The sequence below is a fragment of the Pseudomonas syringae group sp. 243L2 genome (genome assembly GCF_032587875.1).
Lineage (GTDB): Bacteria > Pseudomonadota > Gammaproteobacteria > Pseudomonadales > Pseudomonadaceae > Aquipseudomonas > Aquipseudomonas amygdali.
Map to the genome: position 1 here is coordinate 203,480 of NZ_JAWHPL010000010.1, position 13,181 is coordinate 216,660.

Annotated in this window: 14 protein-coding genes and 1 tRNA gene; 4 read left to right on the forward strand and 11 right to left on the reverse strand. The window is 57.0% G+C overall.

Annotated features, from left to right (window positions below; translation table 11 throughout):
* Positions 1 to 40 precede the first annotated feature (40 nt).
* From RYB66_RS04865 to gvpU, 5 genes are all read right to left on the reverse strand, one after another.
* Positions 41 to 334 carry a YcgL domain-containing protein gene (locus RYB66_RS04865; protein WP_003407219.1) on the reverse strand — a complete coding sequence of 98 codons (294 nt, stop codon included), beginning with the start codon at positions 332 to 334 and terminating at the stop codon, positions 41 to 43.
* Positions 331 to 1,464 (reverse strand): ribonuclease D, encoded by a 1,134-nt coding sequence (gene rnd, locus RYB66_RS04870; protein ID WP_004664279.1) that lies wholly within the window; start codon positions 1,462 to 1,464, stop codon positions 331 to 333. The genes RYB66_RS04865 and rnd overlap by 4 nt, the downstream gene beginning before the upstream one ends.
* A gap of 188 nt (positions 1,465 to 1,652) precedes the next feature.
* The gene (locus tag RYB66_RS04875; RefSeq protein ID WP_005740972.1) at positions 1,653 to 3,296 is read right to left on the reverse strand and encodes a phosphoethanolamine transferase; all 1,644 of its coding nucleotides are present in this window, start codon (positions 3,294 to 3,296) and stop codon (positions 1,653 to 1,655) included.
* 235 nt (positions 3,297 to 3,531) lie between these two features.
* A complete protein-coding gene (locus tag RYB66_RS04880; RefSeq protein WP_005732877.1) occupies positions 3,532 to 5,223 on the reverse strand; it encodes an NAD-dependent malic enzyme in 1,692 nt (563 codons plus the stop codon).
* Between the two features lie 311 nt (positions 5,224 to 5,534).
* The gene (gene gvpU, locus RYB66_RS04885) at positions 5,535 to 6,017 is read right to left on the reverse strand and encodes a gas vesicle accessory protein GvpU (RefSeq protein WP_002552597.1); all 483 of its coding nucleotides are present in this window, start codon (positions 6,015 to 6,017) and stop codon (positions 5,535 to 5,537) included.
* Positions 6,018 to 6,285: 268 nt separating this feature from the next.
* On the opposite strand from gvpU, the gene RYB66_RS04890 reads away from it, so the two are divergent.
* Positions 6,286 to 6,534: a CopG family ribbon-helix-helix protein gene (locus RYB66_RS04890; protein ID WP_057405476.1), complete on the forward strand. Its 249-nt coding sequence runs from the start codon at positions 6,286 to 6,288 to the stop codon at positions 6,532 to 6,534.
* Complete coding sequence (locus RYB66_RS04895) at positions 6,512 to 6,823, forward strand: type II toxin-antitoxin system RelE/ParE family toxin (RefSeq protein WP_057405452.1); 312 nt, start codon at positions 6,512 to 6,514, stop codon at positions 6,821 to 6,823. Before RYB66_RS04890 ends, RYB66_RS04895 begins: the two co-directional genes overlap by 23 nt.
* Before the next feature lie 134 nt (positions 6,824 to 6,957).
* On the opposite strand, the gene RYB66_RS04900 is transcribed toward RYB66_RS04895, so the two are convergent.
* From RYB66_RS04900 to dapA, 5 genes are all read right to left on the reverse strand, one after another.
* Positions 6,958 to 7,047: transfer RNA gene (locus tag RYB66_RS04900), tRNA-Ser, on the reverse strand.
* 91 nt (positions 7,048 to 7,138) lie between these two features.
* Positions 7,139 to 7,849 (reverse strand): phosphoribosylaminoimidazolesuccinocarboxamide synthase, encoded by a 711-nt coding sequence (purC, locus tag RYB66_RS04905; RefSeq protein ID WP_002552594.1) that lies wholly within the window; start codon positions 7,847 to 7,849, stop codon positions 7,139 to 7,141.
* A gap of 28 nt (positions 7,850 to 7,877) precedes the next feature.
* Positions 7,878 to 8,636, reverse strand: coding sequence for an MBL fold metallo-hydrolase (locus RYB66_RS04910; protein ID WP_002552593.1), 759 nt, complete (start codon positions 8,634 to 8,636; stop codon positions 7,878 to 7,880).
* Positions 8,637 to 9,755 carry an outer membrane protein assembly factor BamC gene (gene bamC, locus RYB66_RS04915; RefSeq protein ID WP_005732873.1) on the reverse strand — a complete coding sequence of 373 codons (1,119 nt, stop codon included), beginning with the start codon at positions 9,753 to 9,755 and terminating at the stop codon, positions 8,637 to 8,639. It abuts the gene before it with no gap.
* An 18-nt stretch (positions 9,756 to 9,773) separates the two neighbouring features.
* Entirely contained in the window at positions 9,774 to 10,652 is an 879-nt protein-coding gene (dapA, locus tag RYB66_RS04920; RefSeq protein ID WP_316893932.1) for a 4-hydroxy-tetrahydrodipicolinate synthase, read from the reverse strand.
* A gap of 325 nt (positions 10,653 to 10,977) precedes the next feature.
* Between dapA and RYB66_RS04925 the strand changes: the two genes are divergently transcribed.
* Together RYB66_RS04925 and RYB66_RS04930 are read left to right on the forward strand one after the other, a co-directional pair.
* Positions 10,978 to 11,541, forward strand: a complete 564-nt coding sequence (locus RYB66_RS04925) for a glycine cleavage system protein R (protein ID WP_003317383.1) — start codon at positions 10,978 to 10,980, stop codon at positions 11,539 to 11,541.
* A gap of 9 nt (positions 11,542 to 11,550) precedes the next feature.
* The gene (locus tag RYB66_RS04930) at positions 11,551 to 12,024 is read left to right on the forward strand and encodes a peroxiredoxin (protein ID WP_002552589.1); all 474 of its coding nucleotides are present in this window, start codon (positions 11,551 to 11,553) and stop codon (positions 12,022 to 12,024) included.
* Positions 12,025 to 12,078: 54 nt separating this feature from the next.
* Here the strand turns inward: RYB66_RS04930 and RYB66_RS04935 are convergent, their stop codons facing one another.
* Entirely contained in the window at positions 12,079 to 13,149 is a 1,071-nt protein-coding gene (locus RYB66_RS04935; protein WP_005740979.1) for an AI-2E family transporter, read from the reverse strand.
* Positions 13,150 to 13,181 lie beyond the last annotated feature (32 nt).

Genomic DNA, 13,181 nt, shown 5'->3' on the forward strand with positions numbered 1-13,181 from the left:
GCCCACGGCGATGTGGACCGCTTTACAACGTGAGCAACTATTACATCGGATCGTTGCGGCGCAGCAGCTCTTCCGGCAAATGCTCGATGTAGTCATCTTCGGCAGGGGGCATCTGCAGGTGATAGCCCTGGCTATCGAGATTCTCCAGCACCACATTGATGTCCTCGCGCGACAGCGCACGCTCGGGACTCAGGACCAGGTCAAATGCATGAACCGGCTTGCCAAACGCGACCAGCAGTTCAGGCGGCACGCGTTTGAGGACATCGCTTTTCAAGACGTAAAGGTACATCTCGTTTCTTTTCGGGCTGCGATAAATCGAGCAGATACGCTTCAAGACTGTTCTCCGGGGGTGGCCAGGCTGTCCAGCAGCGCCTGACCCATCAACTCGCGACGCCAGCCACGCAGCGAGTCGGGCAATTGGTAAGGACCGTCGGGGTAGCCGCTCTTGAGCAGCGCTTCGAGAGTCTTCTTGCGCAGCATCAACTCCGGGGCCATGTCCAGTTGCTCGGCGTATTGCTGACCGATTGCACGCAGACGCTTGATCGACCCGGCCGCATCAATGGGCAGTGGCTCAGGCAATGCAGGAGGCCACTCTTCTGGCGGAAGCGTGCCTGCGGTCTTTATCAGCTCAAGCAGAAACTCGCCGTCATGGCGAACGGTGCGCGGGTGCATGTCTTCGATACGCCCCAGTGCAGCGAGGTTATCCGGCTGCGTCTTGGCCAATGGCCACAGCGAGTGCTCACGCACAATGCGGTTGCGCGGCAGGTTGCGGGCGCGCGCCTCGCGCTCACGCCAGGCACACAACTCACGCAGCACCGCCAACTGGGCACGGGACAGTTTCCAGGCCAGTTTGGCCTCACGGTAGACCTCGTACGGGTCAACTTCGCGGCGCAGGTTGGCGACCAGTTCGGCACCGTCATCCAGCAGCCAGGCGTATTTGTCATCGGACAAACGCGGACGCAGGATGGAGAAAAGCTCGGCAAGGTGCACTGCATCTTCAGCGGCATAGCTGATCTGCGTTTCCGACAGCGGACGTTGCAGCCAGTCAGAACGGGTTTCGCCCTTGGGCAGGTCGATGTTGAGGACCTCCTGCACCAGACGCGAATAGCCCATGGAAAAACCGAGGTTCAGGTAAGCGGCTGCCAACTGGGTATCAAACAACGGCACCGGCAGGCTGCCAGTCAGACGCAGCAAAACTTCGAGGTCCTCGCTGCACGCGTGCACTACCTTGATGACGTCGGGGTTTTCGAGCAGCGCAGACAGCGGCTGCCAGTCGTTGATCAGCAAAGGATCAATAAGCCAGGCGCTTTGCCCGTCGCCAATCTGCAGCAACGCTGCTATCGGGTAAAAAGTATCGACCCGCATAAACTCGGTGTCGAGCGCGACAAAAGGCAGCAACTGCCATTCTGCGCAATGCCGGGCGAGGCTGTCGTCGTCGCGAATCCAGTGAATATCGATGGCCACACGGCTCTCCCTTCAACAATGGCGCGCAGTATATATCGTGATGGGAGATTATCGCGCGTCTGTCGTCCCGGTCTGGCGTATCTTCACGCAAATGACGGACAGGAGGAACTGTTGCCTGGCAAAAGGGCCAAGGATGAGCGTCCCCACGCAAGCGTGGAAACGATCTCTATCCTGAGCAAGCACAGATTTTACTGCTTGTCAGCGGCCGCCAGCTCAGTGCGGCACCCGGCGAACATATCCAGGCTTGGGTTGTAGACCTGAGTGTCGACTTTCAACAAGCCGAGCATTGAATGAAAGAGATTGTCCTGGCTCAACGGCGCATTGCGCTGTTTGGCCAGGCACTCCGGGCTGACTGCAAAGGACTTCTGATAGGTATCGGACAACCAGATAAGCATCGGCACATGCTTTTGCTGATCAGGAGCCAGCACATACGGTGTGCCGTGCAAGAACAAGTTGTACTCGCCAAGCGACTCACCATGGTCCGACAGGTACACCATGGCAGTGTCGACCTTGTTTTGATTACTGCGCAACAGATCAATCAACGTGGCCAGTACGTGATCGGTATACAACAGTGTGTTGTCGTAGGCATTGACGATGCTGTCCCGGCTGCAATTGTTCAAGGCATTGCTTTCACACACCGGCGTAAACTTTTCAAACTCTTTAGGGTAACGCTTGAAGTATTCAGGGCCATGGCTACCCATCTGGTGCAGCACCAGAACAGTGTCCTTGTCGAGGCTGTCGATAAAACCCTGCAGGTTTTGCAACAGTATCTCGTCGCGGCATTCATGGCTGTTGCACAACAACGGGTCCTTGAGATTACTGACATCCTGGAAGGTCACTCGATCACAGGTCCCTTTGCAGCCCGCCTGATTATCACGCCACACCACTTCTATACCGGCACGCTTCAGGACATCCAACAAACCTTCCTGATTACGGGCCTTGGTTGCGTTGTAGTTCTTTCGACCCATGTTGGAGAACATGCACGGCACCGACACTGCGGTTTCGGTGCCGCACGAGTAAACATCGGTAAACGCCACCAACCCGCTCTCCTTGTTCAGGTTGGGCGTGGTGTCGCGACCATAGCCAAGAATTCCGAAGTTTTCGGCACGGGCACTTTCACCCACGACCAGTACGGTCAACGACTTGCGGGCATGCGTGGCCCAGTCCGCCGACCGCTTGGCGTCCTCGCCAATCTTGACGAACGGGCGCTGTGCGGAGATCACTTGCTCGCTCAGGTAGCCAAGCGAGGCACCGATGTAATTGCTTGGGACGACCATCAGGCGCAATTCGTGATGGTTGCGGAACAACGAGGACAAACCTTGATAATTCGCCAGCGCAACGCCGCCTATTGCCACGCAACAGACCACGCCTACCACCAGCTTGCTGAACAGCTCCAGGTGCCAGCGACGGTAGCTGATCGGCAGTTTCCACAGAATCAGCGAAGGCAGTACACCCAACAGAACGATATACAACGCCAGTTTAAAAGACAGCAGCCCCTGCACTTCCGTCACGTTGGTTTCGGCAAAGTTTCGGAACATCCCGGCGTCAATCATGACACCGTACTCGGTCATGAAATACACCACCCCGGCGCTGATCATAAACAGAGCGATCACCACAGGCTTAAACACACGGCGAAATGCCAACAGCGTCAGAACGATATTGAATACGCAGAAAATCATCAGCCCGAATGCAAAGCGCATGGCCAGACCTTTGGCATCGGAGCTGGTAATCGCGAAAAGATGCTGCCACAGATTTATATTGAAACCCAGTAACAGAAAGGCACTGGCAAGTAAGGTAACAACCTCTGGACGAACAGTTCTGGGTGTCGGCATCGTGGTCTGCTTATCGAATTAATACGCATCGGGCATTCAGGAGCCAGATAACTCCCGATGGCGCGCACTCTAGGCAGCGCTTCATCAATTTTATGTGAAAACGGTGAGAGGATTGGGTTGAATGAAGCTTATTTCACCGTGAAGCAATACGCGCCCATGAACGCTCAATAACCCCGCCAATACAGCATCTGCGCAAGCAGGCTCGCGCAGACGCTGTCACTCTGGAAACGCTCGATCAGACCGAACGACGGCGATAGGCACGATAGCCCGGCAGCCAGAAATTACGCTCGATGGCTTCAAGCAGTGCCTCTTCGGAAGTTTCCAGTGCCAAGCCTTCAGCCTGGGCCTCTTTGGCAACAGCCAGGGCAATTTTACGGCTCACTTGCTGAATTTCCTTGAGTGGCGGCAACACCGCATCGCCCTGCCCCGTGACCATCGGCGAACACTCGGCCAGCGCATTGGATGCCGCCATCAGCATACGGTCGGTGATGCGCGACGCCTTGCAAGCCACCACGCCGAGGCCGATGCCCGGAAAGATATAGGAGTTGTTGCACTGAGCGATGTGCACGGTGCGACCGTTGATCTCCACCGGCGCGAACGGACTGCCGGTAGCAACCAGCGCATTGCCATCCGTCCAGCGCAGGATTTCTTCCGGCGTGGCTTCTACCTTGGAAGTCGGATTGGATAGCGGCATTACCAATGGTTTGGCGCAATGTTTGTGCAGTTCGCGAATCACTTGCTCGGTGAACAGACCACGCTGCCCGGACACGCCGATCAACACCGTGGCCCCGGCGTTCGTCACCACGTCGAGCAACTGCGGGAAGGCTTCTGTGCCAGCAGTCCAGCCAGACACATCGGCGGTCTTCTGCGCCAGACGCTTCTGGAAATCGAGCAGATTGTCCATACCCTCGGTCAGCAGGCCGAAGCGATCAACCATGAAGATTCGTTTGCGCGCTTCGCTTTCACTCAGGCCTTCAATTCGCATCGCTGCGATGATGTGCTCGGCGATCCCGCAGCCCGCCGAACCGGCACCGACGAACACCACCTTCTGCTGGCCGAGGGTTTCATTCTTGGCCTTGCAGGCCGCCAGCAACGTACCCACGGCAACCGACGCGGTGCCCTGGATGTCATCGTTGAAGCAGCACAGCTCGTCCCGATACTTTTCGAGCAGCGGCATGGCGTTGGACTGGGCAAAATCTTCAAACTGCAACAGCACATCCGGCCATCGACGCTGTACGGCATCGATGAACAGTGCGATGAAGTCTTCGTATTCCTTGCCCGATACCCGCTCGTGACGCCAGCCCATGTACATCGGGTCATCCAGCAGCTCACGGTTGTTGGTGCCCACATCCAGCACGATCGGCAGCGTGTACGCCGGGCTGATGCCGCCACAGGCGGTGTACAGCGACAGTTTGCCAATCGGAATACCCATGCCGCCGATGCCCTGGTCGCCCAGACCGAGAATTCGCTCGCTGTCGGTCACGACAATGATTTTGATCCGGTCTTTGGTGGCGCTGCGCAGAATGTCATCGATGCGGTCACGCTCGGGGTAGGAAATGAACAGGCCACGGTGCGTGCGGTAGATCTTGGAGAATTCCTGACACGCCTGACCCACCGTCGGGGTGTAGATAATCGGCAGCATCTCGTCCAGATGCGAGTCCAGCAGGCGGAAGAACAGAGTTTCGTTGTTGTCTTGGATCGAACGCAGGTAGATATGCTTGTCCAGATCGCTCGCGCACTGCTTGTACTGGCTGTAGACCCGGGTGACTTGCTCTTCGATGGTCTCTACGTTCTGCGGCAGGAGCCCGATCAGATTGAATTCGACCCGCTCTTGCGGGGTGAAGGCACTGCCTTTGTTCAGCAGGGGCATTTCCAGCAGTGAGGGTCCTGCATAGGAAATATACAAAGGTCGCGAAGTTTTGGTCATTTTCTCTAATCGCCTTTTTCGTCTACTCATTAATTCTTTACGTCGACCGGGGCGGGCAGCCTGGCTCGTTTCTTGTTATTTTTTCTTGTCGCCAGTTCTCTATCAGGCCATGCCGAAAACCATTCGGCGTGTAAGGTCAGGGCGAACATATTACCCGGCTAAAGGCCCATTGCGACATTTTGTCGCGCAAAGAATGGCTAAGTGACGCTACTACCGGCGCAGCTTTCCAGACCAGCGGGTACACATAGCACGCTGGAGACCGTCATCAGAATGGATGAGAACGCCCCGACGAAAGCCGGGGCCTGAAAAGGTCAGGACACGCCTGGTTTTTCAGCGATGAGCCCGATGGTGAAGCCGTCCACCGCCGAGATCCTGCCGCGCCACAACACACCTGCGTCGCAAATCGGATTACCGTCAGTGGAATAGGTCCGGCAATCCTTCAGGTGAATGAAATGGAATGCTGGCGTGTCTTCGGAAGACTCTCCCGGCTTGAAGGACAGAATCATTTCTTTCATCGTCGCGTCAGTGCCATTGGCAAACGAACTGAACGGCGCCGAAATATCGTCGGCCAACTGCTCAAAATAGGTGTCGTGAGAAATCAGATGCCCGGAAACCAGATTCCCGCCCACCGACAGCGTCACGCCCAGCTCCACCTTGGTGTTCGCGACAAACTTGACCAGCCATTGCAGCAACCAGTCGATCTGCTTGCCCTGCCACTTGAACTGGGCAATCACATCATCATGGCTCTGACTGGGAGAGGGTTGCGACTTTTGTACCTGATCTACGTCCGACATCTGATAGCTCCTCGCCTCACAAAACGTTGAACCCAAGGTATAGATCAGAAAGGGCTAAAGGGGAAACCGGGAGGGGTGAATAGTTTGGGAGTGGTGATGGGGCGGCATCGTCCCGACTTCGCTCAAGCGTTCGGGGTTGCTGTCGATTTCCAAAAAGTGAATAGCAACTCGGCGAAAAGCACACAAATTTGTTGCGCAATCAAGGCCTCAAGTATACTTTTCAGGAGTCTGTATACAATGTTTACAATCACCCCCCGTGGAGGCCAATATGGCATCGCCTGTTTTGTCATTCCGTGTCGAAGAAGGCTTGGTCGAAATGCTCGACCAGCTAGCGCTTGCCACGGACCGTGATCGTCAGTACCACCTGAAACGTGCTTTGTCTCGCTATATCGAAGCAGAAGCCTGGCACCTGAAAGCCATTGACGAAGGCTTAGCCGACATTGATGCAGGAAAGACGATTAATCTGGAAACGGTTAAAGCCAAGTGGGTAGCACGTGCCGCAAATCGAGTTAAGTGAAAAAGCCGATAGCGATCTGGAAGCGATTCATGAGCATTATGCGGGGCTGATGGGCCATCAGAGAGCTGACGAAGTCGTCAGCACCATTCTGGAATCCATTGAGCAGCTCGCAACGTTTACAGGTATGGGACGCCCTTCCCAAGCCCCGGACGTACGCGAGCTGGTACTTACTCGCTACCCCTTCTTAGTGAGCTATGTGGTTCGCAACCAGGTCGTGTTCATCGTCCGCGTGCTGCATGAACGGAACGAGCGCTTGAACACTCCAAAAATCCCGGATCAATTCAGCTAGTTCTGACCGGCCAGCTATCTTTGACTGCGGAAAAAACGGAGTCGGGGAAGGGGAAAATCTGGGAACGAGGGAGGTAGTACAGCCTAAAAACAAAAAACCCCGTGAATCAAATATTCACGGGGCTTTTCAAATAATGGCGGAGAGATAGGGATTCGAACCCTAGGTACCGGTGAAGGTACAACGGATTTCGAATCCGTCCCATTCGGCCACTCTGGCATCTCTCCAACGGCGCGCATCATAACAGTATCAGCGCAGAAGGCGAAGCCCTTCTGCTGTTTTTTTTCGTGCTATCAAGCGCTTGCGTGTTTTTTCCGCTTATAGCGGCACGCCCAGACGGTTTGCGACTTCTTCGTAAGCTTCGATGACGTCGCCCAGACCCTGGCGGAAGCGGTCCTTGTCCATTTTCTTGCGAGTGTCCTTGTCCCAGAGGCGGCAGCCGTCCGGGCTGAATTCGTCGCCGAGGACGATTTCACCGTGGAATACGCCGAATTCGAGTTTGAAGTCGACCAGCAGCAGGCCAGCGTCGTCGAACAGTTTGGTCAGAACTTCGTTGACCTTGATCGACAACTCTTTCATGCGAACCAGTTGCTCGGCAGTGCCCCAGCCGAATGCCACAACGTGGGATTCGTTGATGAACGGGTCGCCCTTGGCGTCGTCCTTGAGGAACAGTTCAAAGGTGTAAGGATTGAGCCTGGTGCCCTCTTCGATGCCCAGGCGCTTGACCAGGCTGCCGGCAGCGTAGTTACGCACGACGCATTCGACCGGGATCATGTCGAGCTTCTTGACCAGGCACTCGTTGTCGCCCAGCAGCTTGTCGAATTGGGTCGGAACGCCCGCTTCTTCAAGCTTTTGCATGATGAAGGCGTTGAACTTGTTGTTCACCATGCCTTTACGGTCCAGTTGTTCGATGCGCTTGCCGTCGAACGCCGAAGTGTCGTTACGGAACAGCAGGATCAAGCGGTCAGCGTCGTCGGTCTTGTAAACCGATTTGGCTTTGCCGCGGTAGAGTTCTTCACGTTTTTCCATGATGGGCTCCGCTTGCTAAGTAGTTGGGCTAGGCGATATGTCGCCAGTCGAGCCCTGAATCTTGATCGGCCAGTTGCAGCCAGTCCGGGTCGCACCCAAGGGTGTCGACAAAACATTGCCGGGCCAGATGCGGCAGGTTGTTCTTGCTGCTCAGATGCGCCAGCACCAGGTGCTGAAGGTCCTGCCATCCCAGCTCGCTCACCAGGCTGGCGGCCTGGTGATTGTTCAAATGACCTGTTTCACAGCCAACGCGCTGCTTGAGAAAGACCGGATACTGGCCTCGGGCAAGCATGTCGCGACAGTGATTGGCCTCGATCATCAAGGCATCCAGGCCTTGATAACGCTGCAATACGTTAGAGCAGTAAGAGCCGAGGTCGGTCAGCAGACCGAAGCGGCGCTTGCCGTCGTTGAAGACAAACTGCGTCGGTTCAAGCGCATCATGAGCGACAGACACCACATCGATGCCCAGCGCGCCAACCTGCAAGCTCTCTCCGCCCGCCAGCAAACCGGCAACTTCAACCGGTTTGCGCATACCGCGCAATGTGCCGCTGCTGAGGTAGACCGGCACATTGTAGCGCCGCGACAGCAAACCCACGCCATGCACATGATCGGCATGCTCATGGGTTACCAGAATCGCACTCAACTGGTTTGCAGCGACGCCCAGACGCGCCAGGCGGCGCTCGGTTTCCCGCAGGGAGAAACCGCAATCGACCAGTACGTACGTATCGTTGCTTGCGACCAGCGTGCCGTTGCCACGACTGCCGCTGCCGAGAACCGCGAAACGCACTTAACCCAGGTTGTCTTGAATAACGCTCAACACCCGACGCGCGATATCCGCAGGCGCAACGGTATTGATGTTCTTCTCGACGGTCACTTGAACGTTATCACCCACCTTGCTCAGGCGAACCTGATAACGCTCGGCACGGGCATCGATCTCTTCCTTGCTCGACTTGCTGCCAAACAGGCGACCGAAGAAACCAGGCTCGTTTTCAGGCGTTTTGGCCTTTTCAGCCAGGTTGATGTAGTACAGACCCAGGCTGCGGTTTATGTCCTCGACGCGCCAGTCACCTTGATCAAGCGCACGGCCGACGCTCGACCACGCACGGTCGAGATCGGCACCGAGGTTCAAGACCGGGTTGCCACTACCGTCTTCGCTCAAGGCAACACGGCTCGGGGTGTCATAGTCACGCGCTGCCAGCAGGGAAATCGAACCGCCCTTTTCAGCGTTGCGGCCCATGCTGGCCAGCAGGTCGTCGGTCAGCGCGGCATCGAGGCCCAGGTTGGTGGTTCGGGTCGGGAAGGCCACATCGGCCGTGCTGCCGGCAGGACGCTCGACGCTCACCACATAGACTTCACTGGTATTGCGCTGCACGCCCGGCTCGATACGAACCCGCACGCGGGTTTCAGCGTCGGCTGAAACGCCAGCGGCGCTCAGGCGCTTGGCAACCGAAGCGGACAGTTCATCAAGACGCTGCCACGAGGAGCTGAATTCGCCAGTCTGCGGGCGCTCTTCAGCGATACGGAAACCATTGTCTTCGAAGTATTGATGAGCCACCGGCCAGACTTCGGCTGGCTGACGCTGAGCCAGAATCCAGCGCGCATCGCCGCTTTTCTGCAGACTGAAATCGCTCGACTCGGAAGTCGTGCCCAGTGGCAGAGGGCGAGGAACCGTGTATTCACCTTCTTTCTGGGTGCTGTCAGCCACATTGCGCGGGATCGGCAGCAACGGGTCGAGGCGCTTGACGCCGGACACATCGGCAGGCACCTGCATGGGTGGGGTCTGGGTAGCCTGGAGGTAATCGCTACCGCGATCACGGAAGTAACCATCTTCGCCCCAGAGCCAACCGCAACCGCTGGTGCTGGAGATAATAAGAGCAAGTGCGGAAAGTCCGGCCAATCGCTTCATTGCGTGATACTTCCTCAATTAAACCAGGACGCCGGACTGGCGCAGGGCCTGACGCAGCGGTTCGTGACAGGCTTCGCTGAGCCAGGTAAGCGGCAGACGGATACCGGCTGGCATCTTACCCATTTCATGCAAGGCCCACTTCACGGGGATAGGGTTGGATTCGATAAACAGGGTGTTGTTGAGCGGCATGAGCTTTTCGTGAATCGCCCGCGCCGTCTCGGCATCGCCACGCATGGCCGCTTCGCACAGATCGCTCATGAGGCGCGGTGCAACGTTGGCAGTGACGGAAATATTGCCCTTGCCGCCCAGCAGCATCAATTCGACTGCCGTAGCGTCGTCACCGGAGTACACCAGAAAATCACTGCTGACGCTGGCCAGAATGTCATTGGCGCGCTGCAGGTTGCCGGTGGCTTCCTTGATGCCGATGATGTTTTTTACCGCAGACAGACGCGCAACAGTCTCTGGCAGCATGTCGCAGGCCGTACGGCCCGGCACGTTGTAGAGGATCTGCGGGATGTCTACGGCATTGGCGATGTGGCTGAAATGCTGAAACAGGCCTTCTTGCGTCGGCTTGTTGTAATAAGGCGTTACCAGCAGGCACGCATCGGCGCCAGCGGTCTTGGCGTTGGTGGTCAGCTCGACGGCTTCGCGCGTCGAGTTGGCGCCTGTACCGGCGATGACCGGAATACGTCCTGCAACCTGGGCAACCACACGGCGGATGACCTCGATGTGTTCGCTCACATCCAGCGTCGCCGATTCACCGGTGGTGCCGACGGCAACAATGGCGTTGGTGCCCTCTTGCAAGTGGAAGTCAACCAGTTTGCTCAGGCTGTCCCAGTCCAGACGACCTTGTGCATCCATTGGTGTGACCAGTGCCACCATACTGCCCGCAATCATGCAACCGCTCCTGCCGGAAAAAGAGAGCCGTAATGGTACTGGCGCTATCAGCCTTGTACAAGCGAAGTACCGCGCTCTGAGCATTCCCCTGAGCGATGGTTTTCGCTACCCTTCGTCCTTTGATCGGTACTGGTCACCTGCGCACCTCGCTCAATCGGTCGAATTTGTCGCCAGAAGCCCTGCCCCAGTGCACTCCAGCCCCGTCATGGTACTTCCATGCAAGGCAGGCGCTCCGGGACCCGGGAAGGTATCTCGCGCCATCGATTGTCGAAACAGCCCCGCAAGTCCGAAAAAGTACCGACCGCTCATCGTCTAGGAATGCTGCATGTCGTCCACCCCCACAGTTCGCGAACAATTCCTTGTCATCAGTGCCCTTGGCGCAAACCCCATGGAGCTGACCAACGTCCTGTGCCGTGCCAGCCATGAAAACCGCTGCTCGGTAGTCACCTCGCGCCTTACTCGCCACGGTGAGTGCAGTGCGCTGATTCTTCAGGTGTCAGGCAGTTGGGACGCTCTGGCGCGCCTTGAAACCGGCCTGTCGAGCCTCTCCAAGAAGCATGCGTTCACCACCAGCGTGGTACGCAGCGCTACCTTGGAGAACCGCCCGGAAGCCCTGCCCTACGTAGCTTACGTCAGCTCGGCGTACCGCCCGGACATCATCAATGAGCTGTGCCAGTTCTTCATTGACCACAACGTCGAGCTGGAAAATCTGATCTGTGACACGTATCAGGCTCCGCAGACCGGTGGCACCATGCTTAATGCCACATTCACGGTGACACTGCCTGCCGGGACCCAGATCAGCTGGCTGCGCGATCAATTCCTCGATTTCGCCGACGCGCTGAATCTCGACGCACTGATCGAACCCTGGCGCCCACAAGCCCCAATGTAAGGAGTTCCCATGACCGTCACAGTAGATCAACCGGTTCCCGACTTTCAGGCACCTGCGACCAGCGGACAGACCGTAGAGCTGTCCGCGCTCAAGGGTCAGCAGGTCGTGATTTATTTTTACCCGAAAGACAACACGCCCGGCTGCACCACGCAGGGTCAGGACTTTCGTGACCATATCGCGCAGTTTCAGGCGGCCAATACGGTTGTGCTCGGTGTTTCCCGAGACAGCCTGAAGACCCATGAAAACTTCAAGGCCAAGCAGTCTTTCCCGTTCGAGCTTATTTCGGATAAGGACGAAGCCGTCTGCCAGTTGTTCGACGTCATCAAGCTCAAGAAGCTGTATGGCAAGGAATACCTGGGCGTTGACCGCAGCACCTTTCTGATCGACAAGGAAGGCGTACTGCGTCAGGAATGGCGCGGCGTGAAAGTGCCGGGCCATGTGGCTGAAGTACTGGCGCAGGCCGAGGCCCTGAACAAAGGCTGATATTCCGATAAGCGTTGCGGCACGCAAGGTGCCGCAACGATCCAGACTTGCTGCTTAAAGCAGTGGTGCCACAGTGGGTTCATTACGCGGCCAGGCATCGAGGACGGCCTTGAACAACGTGGCCAGCGGAATCGCAAAGAAGATCCCCCAGAATCCCCACAGCCCGCCAAACAGCAGCACGGCGCAAATGATTGCAACCGGGTGCAGGTTGACGGCCTCGGAAAACAGCAACGGCACCAGAACGTTGCCATCCAGCGCCTGAATGATGCCGTGGGCAATCATCAGGTAGATGAACTGATCACCCCAGCCCCACTGGAACAATCCGATCAAAGCCACCGGCACTGTGACCACCACCGCGCCAACGTAAGGCACGACCACAGATATGCCGACCAGCATCGCCAGCAGCGCTGCGTAGTTGAGCCCGAGCGCGGCGAACGCGATGTAGGTCACGCCACCACAGATGAAAATCTCTATGACCTTGCCGCGAATATAATTGGCAATCTGACGCTTCATCTCATCCGCCACCCGGTTGATCAACGCACGCTCGCGAGGCAGATAGCCGCGCGCCCAGCGGCCGATCATGTGCCGATCCTTCAGAAAGAAGAACACCAGAATCGGCACCAGCACCAGGTAGATCATCAGGTTGACCAGCAATGGCAGGCTGGAGATCGAGAAGGTCAGCGCCAACTGACCGATCTTGCCCACTTCACCACGGGCGACTTCGATCGCCAGCAACACTTGCTCGTCGGAAACCAGATGCGGGTAACGTTCGGGCAGCAACAGCAGTACAGACTGCCACTTGGCAAGCATGCCCGGTGCTTCGTTGAACAGCGTGATCAACTGGTGCCAGAGCAGTGGTACCAGCACCAGCAGGAACAGCAGCAGCGCACCGATGAACAGCGTGAAGACCAAGCCGACTGCGGCCATTTCAGGCATGCGCAGGCGCTCCAGAACACTGACCAACCCGTGCATCAGGAAGGCCAGCACCAACCCCGCAATGACTGGTGCGAGCATTCCGCCCAGGGTCAGGACAAGGGTAAACGCCAGAAACAGCAAGACCGCCAGTACCACCGCTTCCTCATCGGAGAAGTAGCGCTGCACCCAATTGCGAAGCACATTGAACATCAAACATCCTTTTCAAAAAAAACGGCAGTGGT

Coding starts and splice junctions, on each gene's coding strand:
- RYB66_RS04875 (WP_005740972.1), bottom strand. CDS start 3,296: ATGCCGACACCCAGAACTGTTCGTCCAGAGGTTGTTACCTTACTTGCC.
- RYB66_RS04880 (WP_005732877.1), bottom strand. CDS start 5,223: ATGACCAAAACTTCGCGACCTTTGTATATTTCCTATGCAGGACCCTCA.
- gvpU (WP_002552597.1), bottom strand. CDS start 6,017: ATGTCGGACGTAGATCAGGTACAAAAGTCGCAACCCTCTCCCAGTCAG.
- RYB66_RS04890 (WP_057405476.1), top strand. CDS start 6,286: ATGGCATCGCCTGTTTTGTCATTCCGTGTCGAAGAAGGCTTGGTCGAA.
- purC (WP_002552594.1), bottom strand. CDS start 7,849: ATGGAAAAACGTGAAGAACTCTACCGCGGCAAAGCCAAATCGGTTTAC.
- bamC (WP_005732873.1), bottom strand. CDS start 9,755: ATGAAGCGATTGGCCGGACTTTCCGCACTTGCTCTTATTATCTCCAGC.
- dapA (WP_316893932.1), bottom strand. CDS start 10,652: ATGATTGCGGGCAGTATGGTGGCACTGGTCACACCAATGGATGCACAA.
- RYB66_RS04925 (WP_003317383.1), top strand. CDS start 10,978: ATGTCGTCCACCCCCACAGTTCGCGAACAATTCCTTGTCATCAGTGCC.
- RYB66_RS04930 (WP_002552589.1), top strand. CDS start 11,551: ATGACCGTCACAGTAGATCAACCGGTTCCCGACTTTCAGGCACCTGCG.
- RYB66_RS04935 (WP_005740979.1), bottom strand. CDS start 13,149: ATGTTCAATGTGCTTCGCAATTGGGTGCAGCGCTACTTCTCCGATGAG.